This window comes from Mucilaginibacter dorajii (genome assembly GCF_024808255.1).
Lineage (GTDB): Bacteria > Bacteroidota > Bacteroidia > Sphingobacteriales > Sphingobacteriaceae > Mucilaginibacter > Mucilaginibacter dorajii.
In genome coordinates this window covers 311410-332882 of record NZ_JANTYS010000006.1, presented here as the reverse complement: position 1 = coordinate 332882, position 21473 = coordinate 311410, and the positions used below count along the sequence as shown (strand labels likewise).

13 protein-coding genes are annotated in these 21473 nt (G+C 43.6%); 4 read left to right on the top strand and 9 right to left on the bottom strand.

Annotated elements, in window-relative coordinates:
• Positions 1-248: 248 nt before the first annotated feature.
• Positions 249-1793 (top strand): family 43 glycosylhydrolase, encoded by a 1545-nt coding sequence (locus FHS10_RS10835; RefSeq protein ID WP_259090407.1) that lies wholly within the window; start codon positions 249-251, stop codon positions 1791-1793.
• Between the two features lie 189 nt (positions 1794-1982).
• The gene (locus FHS10_RS10830; RefSeq protein WP_259090397.1) at positions 1983-2891 is read left to right on the top strand and encodes an AraC family transcriptional regulator; all 909 of its coding nucleotides are present in this window, start codon (positions 1983-1985) and stop codon (positions 2889-2891) included.
• Between the two features lies 1 nt (position 2892).
• On the opposite strand, the gene cysQ is transcribed toward FHS10_RS10830, so the two are convergent.
• The 4 genes from cysQ to FHS10_RS10810 are packed head-to-tail and all read right to left on the bottom strand — an operon-like array spanning position 2893 to position 7720.
• Positions 2893-3672, bottom strand: a complete 780-nt coding sequence (cysQ, locus tag FHS10_RS10825) for a 3'(2'),5'-bisphosphate nucleotidase CysQ (protein ID WP_259090395.1) — start codon at positions 3670-3672, stop codon at positions 2893-2895.
• Between the two features lie 41 nt (positions 3673-3713).
• Positions 3714-5309: an MFS transporter gene (locus tag FHS10_RS10820; protein WP_259090393.1), complete on the bottom strand. Its 1596-nt coding sequence runs from the start codon at positions 5307-5309 to the stop codon at positions 3714-3716.
• A 3-nt stretch (positions 5310-5312) separates the two neighbouring features.
• The gene (locus FHS10_RS10815; protein WP_259090391.1) at positions 5313-6377 is read right to left on the bottom strand and encodes an HlyD family secretion protein; all 1065 of its coding nucleotides are present in this window, start codon (positions 6375-6377) and stop codon (positions 5313-5315) included.
• Positions 6378-6379: 2 nt separating this feature from the next.
• Positions 6380-7720, bottom strand: coding sequence for a TolC family protein (locus FHS10_RS10810; protein WP_259090389.1), 1341 nt, complete (start codon positions 7718-7720; stop codon positions 6380-6382).
• 61 nt (positions 7721-7781) lie between these two features.
• Between FHS10_RS10810 and FHS10_RS10805 the strand changes: the two genes are divergently transcribed.
• Positions 7782-8600 (top strand): helix-turn-helix domain-containing protein, encoded by an 819-nt coding sequence (locus FHS10_RS10805; protein WP_259090386.1) that lies wholly within the window; start codon positions 7782-7784, stop codon positions 8598-8600.
• Positions 8601-8728: 128 nt separating this feature from the next.
• Here FHS10_RS10805 and FHS10_RS10800 read toward each other — a convergent pair whose 3' ends face one another.
• Positions 8729-9583, bottom strand: a complete 855-nt coding sequence (locus FHS10_RS10800; RefSeq protein ID WP_259090385.1) for an HD domain-containing protein — start codon at positions 9581-9583, stop codon at positions 8729-8731.
• 517 nt (positions 9584-10100) lie between these two features.
• On the opposite strand from FHS10_RS10800, the gene FHS10_RS10795 reads away from it, so the two are divergent.
• The gene (locus tag FHS10_RS10795; protein ID WP_259090383.1) at positions 10101-11027 is read left to right on the top strand and encodes a class I SAM-dependent methyltransferase; all 927 of its coding nucleotides are present in this window, start codon (positions 10101-10103) and stop codon (positions 11025-11027) included.
• Positions 11028-11064: 37 nt separating this feature from the next.
• On the opposite strand, the gene FHS10_RS10790 is transcribed toward FHS10_RS10795, so the two are convergent.
• From FHS10_RS10790 to FHS10_RS10775, 4 genes are all read right to left on the bottom strand, one after another.
• Entirely contained in the window at positions 11065-14313 is a 3249-nt protein-coding gene (locus FHS10_RS10790; RefSeq protein WP_259090381.1) for a GH92 family glycosyl hydrolase, read from the bottom strand.
• 181 nt (positions 14314-14494) lie between these two features.
• A complete protein-coding gene (locus FHS10_RS10785; RefSeq protein ID WP_259090372.1) occupies positions 14495-15622 on the bottom strand; it encodes an acyltransferase family protein in 1128 nt (375 codons plus the stop codon).
• A gap of 10 nt (positions 15623-15632) precedes the next feature.
• Positions 15633-18542, bottom strand: a complete 2910-nt coding sequence (locus FHS10_RS10780; RefSeq protein ID WP_259090370.1) for a beta-galactosidase — start codon at positions 18540-18542, stop codon at positions 15633-15635.
• A 504-nt stretch (positions 18543-19046) separates the two neighbouring features.
• A complete protein-coding gene (locus FHS10_RS10775; protein ID WP_259090368.1) occupies positions 19047-21245 on the bottom strand; it encodes an alpha-N-acetylglucosaminidase in 2199 nt (732 codons plus the stop codon).
• Between the last annotated feature and the right edge of the window lie 228 nt (positions 21246-21473).

Sequence of the window (21473 nt, the reverse complement as noted above, 5' to 3'; positions counted from 1 at the left end):
TGACAATTAACAATTATTTGAAAAACAGATATTTACAAAACAACATGGGAGTACATTTTAAAAAAATAGCATAAACGCTATAGAATAAAATCAAACTACTTTAAAAAGTATCACGATATCACAAAGCGTATATCAATTGTCAAAATGTGTAAAGACAGCTTTGCGGGTTTGGTTATTTTAGCCGTTTATAAAGCAATTATTTGCATCTTGGTTAATAACCATTGATCAACAAAAATTCCATATAAAACATGTCCGCTAACAACAGTTTCACATCGCTTATTTTTATTGTTTTTTCCTGGCTTTGCATAGAGCAGGCAAACGCGCAAACCAATACTGCCAAAGCAAAATCAAATACGGTAACCAACTTTGATAAGGGTGGCAAACAGGTAACCCGCTTCAACACCGTTGGCGATGCGATAGACGCCCATGATGGCGAAATAGCCCTGTTTAACGGCACGTATTACCTTTATGGCACCAGCTATGACTGTGGTTTTGAGTGGGGTAACAAAAGCGCCCCCTTCTGCGGCTTCAAAACTTATACATCAACCGACCTTGTAAACTGGACTGACCGTGGCTTTTTGTTTGATGCCCAAACCCAGGTTTGGCAAACCCGTTGCAATGGCAACACGTATGGCTGTTTCAGGCCGCACGTAATCTTCAATCAAAAAACAGGGTTTTATGTACTGTGGATCAACGTTTATGATAATGTATCCGGCTATAGGGTGTTTAGCAGCAAAAGCCCTGTTGGGCCATTTACCGAGCAGGAACAACCCAAACTGGCTGTAAACAGCACCGCCCCCGCAGCCGGGCTAAACAACGGCGACCACGATACCTTTGTAGACGATGATGGCACCGCCTACCTGGCTTATACCGACTGGCGCACCAATGGCACCATAGTTATTGAAAAACTAAGCGACGATTACCTTACCGGCACCGGCCAGGTTGTTAAAGGAGTAACCGCGGGCCGTACCGAAGCACCCGGCATGTTTAAGCGTAAAGGCATTTATTACGTGGTTTATTCTGATCCTAATTGCGGTTACTGTTCGGGCACGGGCGCATCTTATAAAACGGCCACTTCACCATTAGGACCATGGTCTGAGGGTAAAAAGATAAGTGATAACTCCTGTGGCGGGCAGCCTTCTTTTGTATCAACTATCAAACTATCATCGGGTACGGTGTTCCTTTTTGGCAGCGATTTGTGGAACAATGCCGCCAAAAACGAGGCATTGGCCAATTATTACTGGGCACCCCTTACTTTCGCTGCCGACGGCGCTATCATTCCCATGACCTGCGATCAGGCTTTTAAGATCCAGCCATCTGATAATAAAGTAGTTAGTAAACCAAATCCATCAGAATACAAAACTTCGTGCGACATCAGTAAAAATGTACAGCGGTCGCAATCATTTACCGCAGCAAGTGCAGGAACTTTAAATGGAATTTTGCTCACCACCTTTAAAACCGGCTATCCTAATGCCGGGCTTGAGGTGAGCGTATTCAAAGCCGATAAATTGGGAAAACCTTTGGGTGAGGCTTTGAGTACTGAAGTTGTTCCGGTAGAATCTATCGGCTGGTCGGCTAAACAGGTAACTATACGTCCTAAGTTGAAGGTAAAAAAGGGGGTGGCCTATTGTATGGTCATCAAGTCGGCAGCCACAACCGGGTGTTATGGTTTTGCTTATAGCGATACCGCGTTCTCAACCGGGATAGAACAATATAGCAGCGACGGTGGAATTACCTTTAAAGCGGAAGTGAAAAAGGTTTTGAAATACAGGCTGATGATGAAAACCAAGTAACAGTTGATATAGTTTATTTAGTTACACAGCTTTATTTTTTGATATTTCATTTGTAGTTTTTGACATTTTAGTTGTGCCTAAACTAATTGTTGCTAATTTTAATAAAATAAACCATCACCATCTGAAAGACAATTTACGGTTCATTATTGTTTAATTGCCTGCGGATGGCTTTCCTGCTATTAAATTTTAATGATCAATTATTACAAATACTTACCGGTATCAACAGAAGATGAGAATTGGGGATTGTGCGTTTTAAATACCGGCTGTACCCATGTAGAGGCCAACGGATCATATCCGGTGCAAAGCCACCCCGCGCATCATTATTTTAACTGGACTATAGGTCGCGTTTTAAACGAATTCCAGGTTATTTATATCACCAATGGCAAAGGCACCTTTGAATCAGATAGTTGCAAAATACGGGAAGTAAAAGCTGGCACCATTATTATTCTTTTCCCCGGCGAAAGGCACCGTTACAAACCCTGCAAAGAAACCGGCTGGGATGAATATTGGATTGGAATGAAAGGCAACATCATTGATAACCTGGTTAAAAAAGAATTTATTAGCCCTGCCAATCCTTGTTTGTATATCGGCTTTCATGAGGGAATTTTCAACCTGTTTAACCTCATCATCGAAAAAACAAAACAGGAAAACTCTGGCTACCAGCCTTTGATATCTGGGGCCGCCTTACATTTGATGGGAAATTTCCATGCCATTATTAAACAAAACCTGGCCGAGGGAGAAGGCAAAGAAGCAGTGATCAATAAGGCCCGCTTACTGCTCAGGGCAAATATCGAAAACGATTACTCGCCGGAGCAAGCCGCCGAGGAGTTAAAAGTTGGGTACTCCTGGTTCAGGAAAGTTTTTAAAAACTATACCGGGTTATCGCCGGGACAATATTATATCCAGCTCAAAATAGAACGGGCTAAAGATCTGCTCAATAACCCCGAAACACCAATAAAAGAGATCGCTTATTTATTAAGATTTGATACCTATTTTTATTTCTCGACCCTATTTAAAGAAAAAACAGGCATGACGCCTACAGATTACCGGAAAAGAGCTTTAGGGGTAAATGATGTTGTACAAAAAGATTTGAATTAGATTATTTCACTTTCACAATAAATCCGCCGTTTAATAAAGATGGCTTGTTGTATTTAAAGGGCTGCCCATCCCCGGCAGTCATTTGCGCGCCGCTGTACACGGCAATTGCTTGCCCCGCGGCGGTATCCCACTCCATGGTAGCGCCATGGCGATAATAAATATGGGCTTTACCTTCTGCAATTAGACAAAACTTGATGGAGCTGCCTATGGTAATATTCCCTGTAATAGGGAATTGTTTGAGCAATTCGATCTCCACATCTGAGGCATGCGATCTGCTGCCTGCCGCTACCCAATTTAAAGCTTCCGTATCGGCAAAAATTTGTTGCTTGCTGCCCGAAGCGTCCTCTTTCCAACTCCCAATTCCTTTTCCTCCGTAATATAGATCGCCGGTAACCGGTAGATAAATAACACCTAAAACGGGTTGGTTTTGACACATCAGGGCTATGTTTACGGTAAATTCGCCGTTGCGTTTTATAAATTCTTTGGTGCCATCCAAAGGATCAACACACCAATAACAGTCCCAATTTTTTCTAACCTCATAAGGAATCTCTTTTCCTTCTTCTGATATTACAGGGACAGATGGCGTTAAATCAGTCAGTCCTTTCATGATAATCTCGTGCGAAATACCATCCGCAAGTGTTAAGGGCGATTGATCCTCTTTTAGCGTAACGGCGATATCATCGTTATTATAAATAGCGAAGATGCCTGCCCCTGCTTCCTTAGCTAATGCTAAGAGGGAACTGATATCAATGGTATCATGATTAGGAATTTGAAAAAGCATCGTTGTAAGTTATTACAGCAAACATACTGCAAAAATCTGCATCAATAAACAACCGGCGCTGGTTGATTGGCACCAAGATTTATTACAGTTTGCTTTTTAGATGGAAATAAAATCACTATCAAAATAATGGTTAACAATAGCCAACTGATCATCTGGTAATAATCTACAGCAAAGCGTAGCTGGGTTTGTATTCCAATAGTTTTGCTCAATAACCCATTCGATATTTTTATGGCCTGATCAGGGGCTATTCCTTTGGCAGTTAAAGCCTGTTTATATAGGGTTAGTTTTTGCACTGCTACCGGGTTTAGTACACTCAACTGTTCCTGGAAACGACTGGCATGATCTGCCTGCCGGTAAAGCTGAAAGTAATTGACGAGCGCTATACTACTGCAAAAACCGGTAAAGCGCATAAAGATTCCTACTGCCGAGCCTGTATTGCCATATTTTACCGGCGACGACGATATGATGAACAATATAATAGGTGTCATACACATACCTGCGCCCAATCCCTGCAATATCACCGGCAGGATTAAACTTCCGGTATCAACCTGGGCCGAAAACACAAAACACATATAAACATGAAATGCCAGCAACAAGGTAAAACCGTAAATGAGGATCAACCTTAGTGGCTTTTTCCTGAGCATAAACCGGGACGCAATAGTTACACTTACCACGATGGCCAACAGGTTATAAATGAGCAAATACCCCTGATTTATAGGGTCGATGCCTAAAACACCACTCATATAAGAGGTTGTAATACCAAATGAGCCACGACAAATGTAAAACACAAACAGCAGCAAGGCCGCTAACACAAAACTCCGGGATTTAAAGGCCTGGATATAAAAGTATGGTCGTTTGGAATGGAGTTGCCTGATCACAAAAACAGTTAATAGCAATATAATCGCGGTAACACTAAGGGTTATCCGCCTGTCGTCAAACCAATCGTATTGTTGGCCATATATCATTACATAACCTATAAGACACAGGCAAACGGAATATATTACAAAGCTGGCCCAATCTAATTTATATAGCGGTAGTTTGCGATCAAGGTGCACATTATTCATGATGATACACATTAGCACGGCTCCTGGTAAAAAGGAATAAATGGCGCATTTATAAATCACATTAAAATTAAAACTATCAATAATAGATGCTGTAAACAACACCGACAGAGGCGATACACACAACAGCACACAGTAAACAACCGAGTAACCAATCTCCTTTGACCGCTCGTTATGCAACCTGCTAAACATCAGCGTAAGCGTAATACTTAAACTGGTACAGGTAAGCATCCCCTGGATATACCTAAAAATTAAAAGCAGGAAAAACGTGCGGGTATTGTAACAGATATAACAAGTGATAACCAACAACAACACGCTGATAAGCAGGTATATTTTACTGGCAAAGTTTCTAAAAAATCGTTTCTCCAATACCACAAAGCTTGCGGTTGCTGCATACAGTATGATCATTGAAAACTGGGCATCATTAGGGCTAACTCCATAATAACCAGCCGATGCGCTTACATTACTGATAGATAACGAAAACAAAATGATACCCGGTAAAATTACCAGCAGCAAACTTATACGGATAAGCCACTCGGGCACCCATGGTTTAAAAACGGGAATTACGCGGCTCATTTTTTATTGATTTTTGGGTACGGCAACGCTGGCATTCATGCCGGCGCTTAAAAAAGCCACATCGGCAGCTTTGTTATCTATTTTAATTTTTACGGGAATGCGTTGCGCTATCTTCACAAAGTTACCGGTTGAGTTATCTGGCGGCAGCAACGAGAACCGCGAACCAGTTGCCGGCGATAAGGAAAGGATCTGGCCTTTTATTTTCCTATCGGGATAAGCATCCGTAGTAATATCAACCGACTGGCCAATGCGCATATCATGCAACTGAGTTTCTTTGAAATTGGCAACTACCCAAAGACCGGTTTCCTGGTCAACAATATAAGCCAGCGTTTGGCCAACCTGTATCTGCTGACCGGGTTGTATAGTTCTTTTACCCATTTTGCCATTGTAAGGCGCGGTAACCACGGTATAGGAAACATCAAGGTTATTACGCTGTAAAACAAGCTCACGGCGTTTAATTTCTGATAATACCGGCGTAATTTGCGACCTGCTATCGTTCACTTTTGATAGCGAAGCCTGGTAGGTATTTAAAGCCGCCTGGTAATCAGACCGGGCAACATCCAGCGCGCTTTGCACGTTTTCCAGTTGTTGTTTGGTAGCCGATTCGGCATCATACAGTTTTTTAAACCTTTCAAACTCCTGCTGCTGCTTAACCAGTTTTGCTTTAGCAGCGGCTATCTGCGCGTTATTTATTTCGGCAATTTTGGCGGCGGTTTGTACGTTGCTTTGCAGTACCCGCACTTGCTCTTTGGCATTTTGAAGGCCCGCGCCGGCTTCCTCTTGCTGCAACTGGTATTCACGGTTATCGATGATCAATAAGGTATCTCCTTTTTTAACGTCCTGGTTTTCATCGTACCTAATCTCTTTTACAAAGCCGCTTACACGCGCTGTAATTGGGTTAATGTAAGCTTCTACCTGGGCATCATCTGTTTCTTCGTAGCTGTACAGGTGTATCAGCGTTATGATGCCCCAAACCAACAATAGCAAGGCAATTATGCCGGCCATCCAGGTGGTCACTATTGTTATTATCTTATCTGTTTTTGTGTGGGTGGTTATTTGCTTGGTCATGATTAAAGTTTGCCGGTTACGTTTTGTAATTGATAATATTGAAGCTGGGCGGCAATTTTGGCCGCGGCAAGGTCAAAGCGGGTTTGTAATAACTGCGTATCGGCATCTAACAGATCAGTTATTAACGATAGCTGGTTAAAGTAGGTGTTGCTTACTATCCGCCTGTTTTCGGTAGCCTGTTTCACATTGGTTTGGGTAACATCTACCCTATTCAGCGCTTCCTTATACCGTAACCAGGCCTCATTAACCTGTTGGCGTACTACATCTTCGGTTTGGGCATGCTCAATTTCCTGGCTTTCCAGTTCCAACCGGGCCACTTTGGCTTTGTGATAGTTATGATAGAACGATGAAGGCGAAAAAGAAGCCTTTACTCCCGCTAAACCCAACCCATAAATACTTGCTGAATAAGGATAAAACTGGATTTGAGGATAGCTGTAGTTGTAAGCTGCAAACAAACCCACTTTAGGCATTACGTTTGCCTTTACACTTTTTAGCTTCAGTTCTCTCAAAGCTGTTTCCTGCTCAGAGATCTTTACCTGGTAAGCACCATTTGCCGCGTCGGCCAGGTAAGTGCTATATGGTTTTAGCAAAACCGAATCTAACTGAACAGCTTCAACCGGATCAACGCGCTGTTCATCGGGCAAACCTATCAATATGTTTAGCTTTTGATTAGCAATTGCTAAATCGTTATCTAATTGAGTTAAGGAAAGCTTTTGTTTGGATAATTTAAGCTCAGCACGCAGTACATCGCTTTTCAGCACTACGCCGTTCTTTTGCAAGGTTTTGATTTGCAGGAGTTGTTTTTCCTGCGCGGCAATATCTTTCAACAAAAGATCTTTAAAGATCAGGCTGCGCTGCATATCCAGGTAGTAGGCCGCAGCATGCAGCTTTGTTTCAGATATGGTAAGTTTCTTTTGCTCGCCGGCTATATTGCTTTCGTTTTTGCGGGCATCAATTTCCAGGTTTACCTTATTACCGTTGTAAATGTTTAAATAGGCTTCGGCACCTACAGTATATGTGGTATGCAATACCGGGAATTGCGACGGTGAGCTAAATAACCCGTTTTCATAAACTGGCATATTGCTTACGCGTGCATATTCGCCATTGATATTAATTTCGGGCAGGCGTTCGGCTTTGGCGTCTTTTATGGCTTCCTGGCTGCTGGTTATACGCAGTTGTTTTATTCGTACAGCTTTGCTGTTAACCTCGGCCTTTTGCCAAACCTGGGCAATTGTTAAAGGGAGGGTTTTACTGGTGTCGGTAACAAGTTGTTGCGCGCTTAGAGGCAAAACTAACAACAAGGCAGGCAACAGGGTTAGGTGATATTTACTATTAAAGTTCATGGTATTTCAATAGCACAAAGGTGAGGGCTTTTTAAAAGCTTATTTTATTTAAATTTGCCATATGTTTATTCATTCCAGCCAAAACATAGACCGGGAAACTGCCGACAATTTCTTTCGGGATATTGATAAATACCCCGATTCGGTATATGTAATCAACTGGAAAACAGAGCGCAATTTTCCGCAGCATACACACAAAAAAGGTCAATTGATATACATAGAGGGCGGGATAGCCTACATTCACCTTACCCATAAAACTTTGGTGATCCCCGCCCGGCATTATGTATGGATCCCCGCCGGTATGGTGCATTTTGTAGAAATGCACAGATCAGCTATCACCCGTACTATCTACTTTTACTCGCACGACGATAACACCAACCCCTTTTACACCAAGGGTGGTATTTACCCCATAAACACACTTTTACTGCAAATGCTCACTTATTCTGAAAGATGGAATGGCGATGTACGACCCGATGAGCCCGCTTTTAACTTTTTGGCCGGCATTAAAAGTATATTGCCCCAGATCAGTCAAAAAGCTTTGCCAATAGCCCTACCCACAACAGAAAACACCCGCATGCATCCGGTACTTAATTACATGAACGCCAACCTTTTTGAGCCACTTACCCTTACCTTGGTGAGCAGCAAAACCGGTTTTAGTGAGCGCACATTATCGCGCTTATTTCAATCAACCCTGCATACTTCTTTTTTGCAATATTTTAAGCTGCTGAAAATGGTTAAAGCTATTGAGTTGATGTTACAGACAGAACTATCGATGAGTGAGATAGCTTACAAACTGGGTTATAACAGCTTATCTGCATTCAGTGCTATATTTTACCAGTTAACCAGTACCAGGCCGTCGGAATTTGCCAAGCAGTTGAAATGAAATTTAACGCAGCAAACTAATGTATGGAGGTAAACTAAACCTTTGTAACCTGAAATGAAAAAATCGAAGCCTCCCCATTGTATTGCAGATAAATGGAGTTATCTTAAAAACGATAAAACAAGCCGCTATCAACTCATAACAGCCGGACTAAGCTCCCTTCTTTTAAACCGTTCTGCCGCTCCCTTGCTGTAGAATTGTTTAAAATGAGTGAGCTTCCTGATCTCGTTTATCCTTTGATAGCCTGCCTTTTCTTTGGCCAGTTTATTGAGCACCTGGTAATCATCTTTCAGCAGGTCTTTTTTTTGAAGCAAGCCCTCTTTCAATCCCTGTTTTAATAAGTCAGCCATCAGGGTGTTGGCATATACATGCTCGGGCTTTTTAAAATAGGAATCGTTTAGTTGCTTAAACTGATCACTGATCCATTGCCCTGCGGCTTCTGATTTTACAACCATCCGGCCATGTTGTAGCGTAAGTTCAGCTAAAAAGCGGCGCACATCTTTTAAGCTGATCATATCAGCCTGGAAAAGGTCGCGCAGGGTATAATCAACCCTATCTGCACAAAGCAGCGGCAGGGGTTGTTCTAAAATTGGGTAATCATGCCCGAACAAAATGCCGGGATCAAAACCATGCTGGTTCAAAATTTCCGGAATTTCTGAATTGTTGATTACCTCCTCAAAAATACTTTCGTGATAGTCTTCATTAACATGATCAAAAACATAATCGGCCACATGCGAAAAAGCGGTATGCGAAACATCGTGCAGCAGCGCGGCTATCTGCTCTTCCATACTGCCACCCAAGCATTTAACCAGGAACAATACTCCTAAGGAATGCGCGAACCGGGTGTGGTTAATGGCTGCATCAACCAAAAATATAGCGCCACCCTGGTGAACCCGCTTTAATCGCTGCATCGGCTCAGAACGAATTAATTGCGCCAAAACCGGTTCCACATCGAAAACACCATATAGTTTATCCTCTATTCTCATTGTTATATCAAGACAAAAGCATCAATATTTAGCTATCCCTGGATTTTGACTTCCTTACAGACGGCATTACAAATATAATTAAAATACTAATAATATTAGTATTTTAATTAACTAACCTTCAAAAATTAGCCAGGGGCAAATTCCGGGCAAACGCGTCTAAATAGTTAACGGGATAAGCTTTTATTTAATAATAGCTAAGGGAATAAGCTTATTGCGTTGGGAAGATATAAGCATCAAACGATACCTTGTTTTTATTATGTGGTCCTGGTTAAATGATCCTGGTATCGAAGGGACTTGTATTGGCCAACAGCAGGCACAAATATTTGGATGCGCCTAAATTACGCGATACATCAATTTAGTGTTAACCATGTTAAAATATAATATATTGATTATCAATATATTACAATAAATTACATTTAAAATATGTTAAGTTATGTTAACCCAATTAAATGCGTTTGCCCTGGGAGCAAACGCCAACTACCTCGTATTATTACTTTAGCACTATCTTTATCAATTCATGGATATCAAACTGCCGCAAATTATAGCTGAAATAAAAGCCGATATATCGCTTAATGAACGGGATATCACTTTGTACGAAAAAAATAATTTTGATTCCCGTACAAATGCCATCGACTTTATTGATTTTCATATTCTTGATCGGATAGCAAGCCTGCAACAACAAACCGGGCGAAATGAAGAGTTGCATGCATTGAAAAAACGTGCGGAAAAACTCGAAAACGAACTTGAAGAAATAAATGCCGAACTATTTGTTCATTTAAAAGAACAGATCAGAACAGGTGGATATACTCAATCATCCTTTCAAATGATGATCAGCAAATATTTTGGTGATCATTTTTTTGATGGTAAAAAAAACACGGAGATGGGCTATAACAACCTGGATATTTTCATCAACGGGGTACTATTGGGTGAAACCATCCCCACACTAACTATTGAGCCAAAACCAGAGATGGTATTTTACCAACAAACACCTGCGAAAATAATATTTGAACTGGCTAACTTAGTAAAGGCAAAACCGGATGATGTTTTCTATGACCTGGGTTCGGGCTTAGGCCAGGTTCCAATTCTTATAAATTTAATCAGCGGAGTAGTTTGCAAGGGGATAGAGTATGAACCCGCTTATTGTAATTACGCGCAAGGCTGCGCCCTCAATTTAAACTTACTTAATATTGAATTTATCAACGCAGATGCCCGCAAAGCAGATTACTCTAAAGGAACAGTATTTTTTATGTATACCCCTTTTGCAGGAAGCATAATGCAGACGGTGCTGACCATGCTGCAAAACGAAGCAAACAAAAGAGTTATCCGAATTTTCACCTATGGCCCCTGCTCTCCTGTTATAGCCAAGGAAAACTGGCTTACCTGTGTGAACGGACCAGCGACCGACTTTTACAAGTTGTATGAGTTTAAAAGCAATATAAATTAGCCGCCGCTTGATTTAACTCCCTTATGCCGCGCGATTTTTAGTTCTTAAACTGATACTGCGCGGATTTTACTATCAATTGGATTTCATTTGCTGATAACGCCGATTCAAACACTTTCACCTCATTAATATACCCATGAAACACCCGCTCCGAAGGAAATTCCTCATTTCGGCCCAACACCCATTTGTTATTTACCGATAAGTTGACGGTTACGTCGAGCGCTGCAGTTCCGGCTAAAACACCATCAATATACAGATAGAGGCCATTGCCCGTACAAACGCCGGCTACATGATGCCAATGATTTGTCCAATTGGCCGGCACATTTACGGTGACATCGCCCCGGCCCCAGCCACCGGCAAAAAAGGTAAGGGTTTTATTATCCATGGTTTGCAAAACATGATTATCGCCTTTGGTGATCATATCAACAAGGCCTTTTTCTTTTCCGGTTGGATAAACCCAGCCCATCATGGTAATGGTTTCGCCCATTCTATCTAAAACAGGGGTATTTGGCATTTCTACATAGGTATAATCACCAAAAAGCAATTTTTCCTGGGCGGTATTGCCTATAATAATGGCGTTGCTATTAAAGCCGGATTTATCAGACACGGTTGTTCCGTTAATATCAACATCCAGTATTAAGGATTCCAAATTGCTGTTGTAAACCTTGTAAATGGCACTTGCAGTATCTACCTTCAATTTCTTAAATCCTTTACCGGCGGCTGCCATCGTATGGTTGATCGTTCGGGTTTGGCCGGCGTTCAGTTTTATTTTATCTGCAAAAACGATGGTATCATTCAGCTTTACAGGGATATCGAACACCTTCGCTACACCGCCGGTATTCTTGATGGTGTATTTGATCCCCTGTTTTTCATTTAGCTTCACCATTGGTTTAACATCAAGATTCCATATTTTGTAAGGATGATGTTGTAGCCTGGCGGGTAGCTTTACCTCAACCACAACAGGGGCCGAGCCATCAATACTCAATACTGTTTCTCCTGCCGGATAAAGTCGGATCGGTATAGAATCATTAACCGTGTGCCCGGTTTCTACCAGGCAATTTTTGGTACAATAAGACTTGCTGTTGGCTATTAACTTCACTGTTTTAATGCCTGTGCTACCGCTATTACTTAGGGTAAATTTGACCCATAAAGGCTCATCGGGGTTTACCACTTTTTTTGTGGAAGATACATTAGCGATTTTAAACCGGGCGCTTTGTTGGGTTGCCGATAGTTCGATGGGCGTTTTATTCAGGGGCCAGTCGCTTCTATCGTGTCCCATGTTAAAACTCATACTTCCTCCTTTTACAAGTAAAGCATGCGGTACAACAAGTTTTTCAAATGGCTTGCCATTAACCTTTAAACCTTGCACGTAATTGCTTTTTGCCGATGAATTATTACTATTGATAACAAAGGTTTTGCCATTAGGCAAATGAAGCGTTACCGACTTAAACAGCGGCGCGCCGATAGCATACAAAGGCCTGCCAGGGCAAACCGGGTAAATGCCCATGCCGCTGAACACGTACCAACTTGAGGTAGAGCCCAGATCATCATTACCGGGCAAGCCGCCTGGGCTTGCACTAAACCTGTTCAACATAATTTGCCTAACCCACTTTTGAGTCAGTTGTGGTTTGCCGGCCTGGTTAAACAGGTAGGGTAAATGAAATACTGTTTCGTTATCAAATAACACCACATTATTGGTTAACAGCGAATCTAAACGGGTAGCAAACTGGTTATCGCCACCCATCATATTAACCAGGTCAAGGCCATTTTGAGGTACAAAATAGGAATATACCCATTTATCGCCTTCTTTATAACCAGATGTGCTGGGTTGTAATTTAAAGTCATCGCCGTTACGTGGCAGCATGAGCAACTCATTTGTATTTAACAGGTTGCGGTAGTTGTAAGCCCGTTTGGAGAGCAGTTGCTCATCTGCGGCATTGTGCATTACCTGGCCGGCAAATTGCGAGAGCGCCCAGTCGTCATAAGCATATTCAACCGTGCGGGTTACCGATTCGGGACTGGTATAAGGGATGTAGCCCTTTTGATTATACACCTCCATATCGTTTTGGACAAAAGGCCCGCCAACAATGCTCTTTTTCATAGCCCTGTAAACAAGTGCTTTATCGAAGCCGGTAATTCCTTTCAGGTACGAATCTACAATAATAGGGATGGCATGATTCCCCGTCATTGATTCGGTTGGCAGGTAGCCGCTTTGTTTATAAACATCCAGCATAGAAAGGATCACATCCTTTTGTTTCTGCGGATAAAGCAGCGTAAGCAAAGGGTGCAGCGACCGAAAGGTATCCCATGGCGAGAAAAAATCATACTGAACATCGCCGGTTTTCTGATGAATCAAACCATCAACACCTGTATACCTTCCATCGGCATCGTTAAGTACCCAGGGTAACAGTAGGGAGTGATATAAAGCAGTGTAAAACACGGTTTTGTTTTGCTCATTGCTATCGCTTACATCTACCACAGCCAATAGCTTTTGCCAGGCCTGGCTTGTTTGCTGGCGCACCCGGTCAAAATCAAGCCGACCAATTTCCTTATCAATATTGTTTTGCGCTCCCGCATAACTAACCGACGATGTACTTATTTTAACTATGATATTCTTTTGTGCCGGTAAAAATGTGAACACCCAGCCGCCATCTAACTGCTTTTTATCTACAAAACTTTCGCTAAAGTTGAGCACCGAGTGGTTATTTGATGCGTGGATTATTTTTGATGATGAAGTGGTTAAGTCACCGCAGTCACCGATGAAAATGCGAGGTTGACTGCCAGGCGCGAATGTAAAACGGAACATACCGGTACGCGGAGTGGCCGTGGCTTCGGTAGTAATGTTTTCCCGCTCAAAATGTACTTTATAATAACCTGCCGATGCCTTTTCATTACCATGCGAGAACCTTGCGGAGTACTTACCTGCTCCAAATTCCACCCTGTCACCTATCGGCATGATAAAAAACCGACCGGATGAGCCTTCGGGGTAGCCGCTCGCATGTTTAAAGCAACTGAAATAATAAATGGAACTATCGGCATAGTTATACCCGCGGGCACCGGTAACCCTGGTTTCGGGACTCAACTGGATGTTTCCCGATGGCGCCGCCGCGCCAGGATAGGTGCCGCCAATGTTGCCCCATTTGGTGACTACATTACTTACCGTTGTGCCAATAAAAGGATCAACATATTTTAAGTGGTTTGATTGCTGGGCTGATGCCCGGCCTGCAAAGCCACATAATAATATCGCAACACAAAAAAGAAAAACTGACTTAAACCTATCTAACCGCATCCTTAATATTTTAGAAGCTAATTGTTTTTTTGTAGAGACGCATCACATGCGTCTCCCGCGTGCAAATCGGATTTGTTCTGCGGCATAGAGCCATACCTCGGGTAATCCGCTCTGTATAGCTAAAGACGCATGTGATGCCTCTCTACATTAAAAAGCCTCATTATAAAACCTTCCCAATTCCCTATATCTTTATATAAATCTTCCTTTTATCCAACACATACGCTACCAGCCAGCACAGCATCATATAACAAATAGCAAATACCAGGGTGCCAAAAGCGCCGGGGAAAACGCGCTGGTAGAACACCTGGTTTATCCAATCGTAAAAGCTGAGTTTAGGGCCAACCCAAATGGTTTGAAACACGGTAAGCAATAATTCCGACAGCAAATAAATGGCCAGTGAGTTCCTGCCGAAGGTGAGGAAGAAATTGGTGCCACGCTGTATCTTTTTAATTTCAATAGTGAAGATCAAAAAGCCAAGCAGCAACAGATCGATACCGATGGTAAGCAGGGAGAACGAGCTTGTCCACAGTTTTTTGGCTATTGGGAAAAACTGCGCCCAGAACAGGGCTGTGGCAATCAGTAAAACACCAGCCATGAACAGCCTTGCAACCGATTCATAGTTTTTACCCTTCCTCTGTATAAACGCGCCGGCCAAAAAGCCGCCTATTACGTTCACTATCCCCGTTAGGGTACTTAGCAAACCTTCGGGGTCAAATGCTATGGGGCCGCCTTTGTCGTGGTATAAATGGGCATTGCCCATTATTACAATGTCCAACTTGGTGCCGGCATTGCCCAGCATGGTGTACTCTTTACCGGCTTCGCCAAATGCGAGCAGGAAAATCCAGTACCCCATTAAAAGTACTACGGATATGATCACCGCTGTTTTTTGCGAGCAATAATGCACAATCAAAGCGCCGAAGAAATAGCACAACGCGATGCGTTGCAATACACCCATAATGCGGGTATGGCTCAGCGGGTTAAACGCCCAGCCACCGGCTTCGCGGTGAAAAAACGGAAACCAGTACATGAGGTAGCCCAATAAAAATATAATCACCGTTCTTTTAAAAATCTTGCCGATAAATGCGGCATCGGTTTCAAACTTCTTTTTGGAGAAACTAAGCGCGTTGCCCACCGCAAATAAAAATGACGGGAAAACCAGGTCGGTTGGGGTAAAGCCTATCCATGGGGCGTGATCAAGTGGTGTCCATACATCCGCGCCCGAACCTGGGGCGTTTACAATGATCATAAAACAGATGGTCATCCCGCGGAATACATCGAGCGCCGTAAATCTTTCAGTTGTTATTGCCATGTTTTTTAATTCAATCTTTAATAGTGGCGGTTAGGGTTTTGATCAGTCTGCCGGCGCCTGGTTCGGTTACAATTTTTACATCATCGGGATGTTTGCCGTCCTCGTCGTAAATAACAACTTGATTAAGGCCGTCCTTCAGCCAGCATTCGGGAATGTACAAGCTTTTCATATCCAGTTTTTCGGGATAGCGGCCCAGGTCATGGCCATTAACCCAAATGGAACCATGCCCCAGGTTTTTAGGGTCGATGCGCCAGATGAAGGTTGGTTTTTTAGCCGCGTTAACGGTAAAAGTGCTGCGGTAAAAACAAGGCATCGCGGTGCTTTTTCCGGCAAGCTTAGCCCAACCAGTATCTGCAAAAGGATTACCTGGACCGCCTTTTAATTGCCAGCCGGTAATTGCCTGCGCATCTCCAATGGCATTAATCTTCACAGGCTGATCTATCCCGCCCTCGTTAGAGTAGTTTTCAATGAATATACTCAAGTCGATAGGCTTTTTCAGCGTGGTCGCATCGGTGATATCCACATCAAAGGGCTGGTTCCAGCCATCATGATGAGCTACCTGTTTGCCATTAATAAATATGGTTGCGTTTTCATCAACACTTTTAAATAGCAGTTTAATTTTTGACGTGCCGGGCACCTGTTGAGGTATAGTTGTATGAAACCAGGCAAAGCCCTCTTTCAAATTAAACACATCATTACCAATTTTATATTTTTTGTAGGCCGAAGTATCAAACGTCGGGGGGCCGTTTTTTACATCGTCTTTCTTAGCGGCTTTGGTAAAAAACCAGTTGCCCAATTCTGTAATGAACGGGCCGCCCTTTTTAATCAGCGCATTGCCAAAGATGCCCTTACTATCAACCTTATCTATAGGCCCAAGGTAGGCAGCCAGTTTATCCCTACCGTCGTGCGCGGCAAAAACGGTAAATGTATGCCTGCCCTTTTTTAGGTTGAAGGACACTTCGTTATCATTCAGCTGCCATTTTACAGCTGGCTTACCATCTACATAAGCCTGGCCCCTGCCACCTCCGTTTACCTGCAAAGTATATTTCCCGGTTGATGGAATGTTTAATATTGTTTTATACCAGGCATCTGGCGTTACATCAGCATCGGCACCCATGGGTTGCGGGTGGGTTGATTTTAGCCAGCCCGCTGTACCGTTGCCTGCCAGCGCGGCTTTCGCTTCCCAGTTATTCAGCATAATGCTGTCGGGCTGGGCTCTTAATTTTATGGCCGGAACATTTAAGGCTATTGCTTCTTTATCGGTATAAACTAAAATCTTATTGGCTTTCGCTCCAACAAGAGGATCTTCTGTTGTTAGCTTGATCTGCCTAACTTGCTTGCTAACATCAGCAACGTAATTAGCACCACTAATAATAAAACGCTGGCCGGCCGCTTCGGTAATGAAAGTGCGATCCGTCCATTCCCGGTTCATGACCAAAATGCGGATGGTTTGCTTGCCCGCTGTAAAGTTAAACTCCAATGGTTTATCAATAGCCGGCATCGGCATATTCAGATCGACTTTATGACCATCGATTTTTAATGCTGATGATGTAGTGTTTACAGCATCACCGTTGGTAGTAAGATGCAAGGATAAGGGCTCGCCCTGTTCCGCATCCAATATAATGGTAGTTGTATTTTGCTGATCTGCTATCGCGAATATCCGGGCATCCGCACGGTTAATCATAACGCCTGCTGATAATTTATAATTGCGGATCAAAGGATAGATCTCGCCTGGCAAAATAGTTAAAGCAGCATCTGCAACATTAACTTTCACAGGCTTTGCACCCGGATTATCTAAAAACACAATATCGCCGACTTGGCTGGTACGGGCCGATACTTTAATTGCTGTATCAGTTACTATATTGCTGTATTTAGCGGTTGCATCGGTACTGTTTTCCAATACGCTTTGAAAACTTCTGCCAAACCAGGCGGCGCGTTTAAAGGCGTAATATATTGGTCGTAAATCACCGGTTTGCCCTATGGCCGCGCCGTAGTCATATGATGCGGCGTCCTCATCGTTATTGGTATAGCCAAAGTTCGATCCACCGTGTGCCATATAATAATTATAGCCGTTGCCGCCATGCGCTATGATTTTCCAGGTACGCCTGTCATATAATTGGTCATCACCCGGCTTGGCACCGTATTGCGAATACCACACACTCCAAAACTCGGTAGAAAACCAGGGGTTTGATCGTTTGGCATCATCTAACTTACCATCACCGGCCGGGTCGCTGGCGTGGTGCAGGCCGCTAAAAAAGTAGGGCACCTGCAAGCCCATGTGCAGGGCTTTACTTTGCAAATGGGTAAAGTATCCGTTAGGCATGGCGGTACCCCAGCCTTTAGGATGCTCATTCTCTAACTGAACCAGCACAACCGCGCCGCCCTTGTTAATTTGCCTGTTGAACACTACGGGTAAAAGATGGTCAAAAAACCTATCTACATATTGCTCAAAGGGTTTGTTATCCTCACGTACACTTACCCCTTTTTTAAACTTAAGCCATATAGGGTAACCGCCGTTATCCCATTCGGCACAGTAATACGGACCAACGCGCACAATGGCGTACATGTTTAACTGTTTCACCAGGTCTAAAAATTTGCCCAGGTCACGGTCACCGGTAAAATTGAATTTACCTTCTTTTTCTTCATGGAAGTTCCAGATGGTATAAATCTCGATACAATTAAATCCTGCGCGTTTGATGCGTAACAACCTATCATACCATAACTCATGCGGAATGCGTGCGTACTCCAAACCGGCCGATACCAGGAAGGTACGTTTACCTTCAATAACAAAGCCCTTGCTATCAAAATCGATATAAGGTTTAGCTGCAGCCGATGCCGGAAAGATATGATCGTTACTGGCCTGGCTGTGGGCAGTGGTGATAGTGAATAGTAAGATGATTATCAGGTAGTAGTATTTCATATATATTTTATATGGAGAGGCAGTGTTTTGCTTTCTCCGGGTCCGGCGCTTTCATGCCGGGTGCTTTTATTTTAAATATGTCATTGAGCGAAGCGCGGCAATCTCGTCGCCCTACAGAGCAGACATGCAATTTGCTCTGTAGAGCGGCGACGACTCACCCGGCTACGCTTCGCTGGCCACCCTCTCTTCACCTGCGGTGGAAAGAGGGGTTTAAATAGCTCAATCAATTGATAATAAACAACATAAACCTAATAAATTTTCAAACCCCTCTTTCCGGCGAAGCCGAAGAGAGGGTGCCGTTCGCCAAAGGCGGACTGGCGGGTGAGTCTTCGTCGCCATGCGATCTGCGGCTAAATAACGCTTATTTCCCCAATCCCCTCTTGAGAGGGGGCGTGCCGGGCGGTGTGCAGGCAGGGGTGTGTTTGCCAGCGTTCTACTCCGCACGTAAAACACACCCCTCCGCCCCTCTCAAGAGGGGATTCGCACATACCATCGCTTTTTTTCCTACTTATACGCCTCCAAAATCACTCCATTATACTTCACAAACAGTTGCTTTGCCTTTTCAATGGCATCGCCTTTGGCGGCATCTGTGTAGGCATTATCGTGTTTGTTTACCCAGGTCCACTCCCAGTCTTTTACCTGTTTATCAAAAGCCTGCGCATCAAACTCACTACCAGCGGCCATGGCTTTGCCTACTTGGTTAACAAACAGCTCCCAACGTGGCTTGTAGTATCCCTTGATCAAGCCTGCCCATTGGCGGTTGGAGTACTCACGTAAGCCACTTTCTTTATCGCCCCAAAGGGTAACCAGGTCGCGGGCATTAAACTCGTACAGGTTCTTTTCTTTTTCGGTAATGCCGTTGGCCCTTGCCTCGTTAATCCATTTACCCAATAAAAAATCCTTTCGGGTACTTAGCAGGGCGTCCATATCATCCATCAACTCCAAAAATTGACTGCTATATAATTTAAACTGCTGTAAATCTTTACGCCGATAGGCATCTGTCATTTTTTGCTGCAGCGGATTGGCATAGTTAGCTAACACCTGGCGGGTAACATCAACTATATCGTAATTAAAACCGTCGCTTTGTTTCAGGCTATCGGCAGCATTGATGAGCAGGCCCCAGGCTTTAACCAGTTTCGCGGGATTATAGTCCAGTTTGGTTAATACCCTGTCGATAGATTTTTGGAACGTTGGCCTTGCTACAATGATCGATTCCTGTCCGCCTTCGGTAAGGCCGCCGGCGTAAACCGTGTTCAGCAGTATGTTCCAGGCCGCTTTCGCGTTTTGATTATCGGCAGCATAGCGGCGGTGAGCATAATTGGCCACCCAGGCATCAGCATCTATAGGGGTATCGCGCCATACGTTTTCCAGCATCAGCGCAAATAAGGCCGGATTTTGTTCAATACCTTCAGGAGTAACGCCTATACCGCGCATATTTTTTGATTCGGGATCATGCAGGGCAATCGCCGGATCGGCGGCTACGTGGCGCATGCGACCAAACAATGCGATGTTACCGCCAAAGTTTTGCAGCATACTCCAAATCCAGGGTTTGCCGTAATACGCCTCGGTACGGTTCCAAACCGGGTGGGCATCGCTGTACAGGTCAAGCACAATCATTTGCTCATTAGGTACCGCGTTTAACAGCGCCTTGATCTGCTGCGGCTGCCAGAATTTGTTATTGTAATGAAACATCCAGCCCTGCATTACCCAAATAGCTTTCGGGTCGGCAGCGGCCATGGAGTTAAACACTTTTTTACTCATGCCATCTAAATAGGTTGAGTCGTTTGTTGGCGGCACGTTTTCATTAAAAGTATCGGCCGAGTACAGGTGATCGGTACTAAAAACTTTGGTTTGCGCTTCAATATATTTTTTGCCAATGGTTTCAAACATCGGGTCATCGGGGTCAAGAATGTACACATCAGGAAAACCGGCATCCCAGTTGGTTTTTTTAACCTTAGCGCCCGGGAACTTATCTTTAAATGATGGTGGTACGTGGCCGGTAAATGAGGATAATACCGGCGTCATCCCGAATGAACGTTCGCGCTCCAATATCTTTTTCTGCAACTCCTTATGGCTATCTTTCCAATGCTGTGGCAGCGGACCACCCCATGCATCTATATTCCCCATCCAAAACCATGAAAAATAAGCCGGACCGCTAAAAAACTCATCCAGTTGCTTATCGGTAAAGCCCATCTCTTTGTATACGTCCTGCCAAATCGCTTCTTCGCCGGTAATGGCCAGGGGCAGGTTAATGCCGTTAAGGGCCATCCAGTCAATCTCTTTTTGCCAGCGGTCCCAGTCCCACCAGGCCATGGTGTAGTTAAAGGTGCAATAGTTAAGGTAATACCGATATTGATAGGGCGTATTTTTATGAATAGTGCCGTTTACCATGGGTAAGGTGACGGGCAGGTTTAAGTTGGTACCATTCCAGCCAATATCGCAAAGGCAATAGGTCTTCAAGTAATAATTTAGTGCCGATGAAATGGAAAGGCCATTGTTGCCTCTCAGAATGATCTTCCCATCCTTGCTGCTCAGCTCAAAAACATCTTTACCGTTTTCCTGCGGGATAGCTTCAATTACAAAAGCCCCGGCCTTACCCGGTATTACCCGGTTTATAAAGCTTATTGAAGCCTGCTGATCAACCTGCGCATTTGCCTTTAAGCCAAACGCCGCTACCATAAAAATAAACAACCACTTTCTCATCAATGTATTATCTGCTTTGGAATTATTTAAAAATTAAAAACGTTGTTGCATGTGTTTCACCTTATGCATTACGTATCATAAAATTATGTCATTGCGAGCGAAGCGCGGCAATCTCGTAGTCCTACAGGGCGAACAAGCATAGTTACGAGATTGCTTCGTTCCTACACAAGACGGATTCTTTGAATGGTTGCTTTTAAAATCCCCTCTTGAGATGGGGCGCGCCGGAGC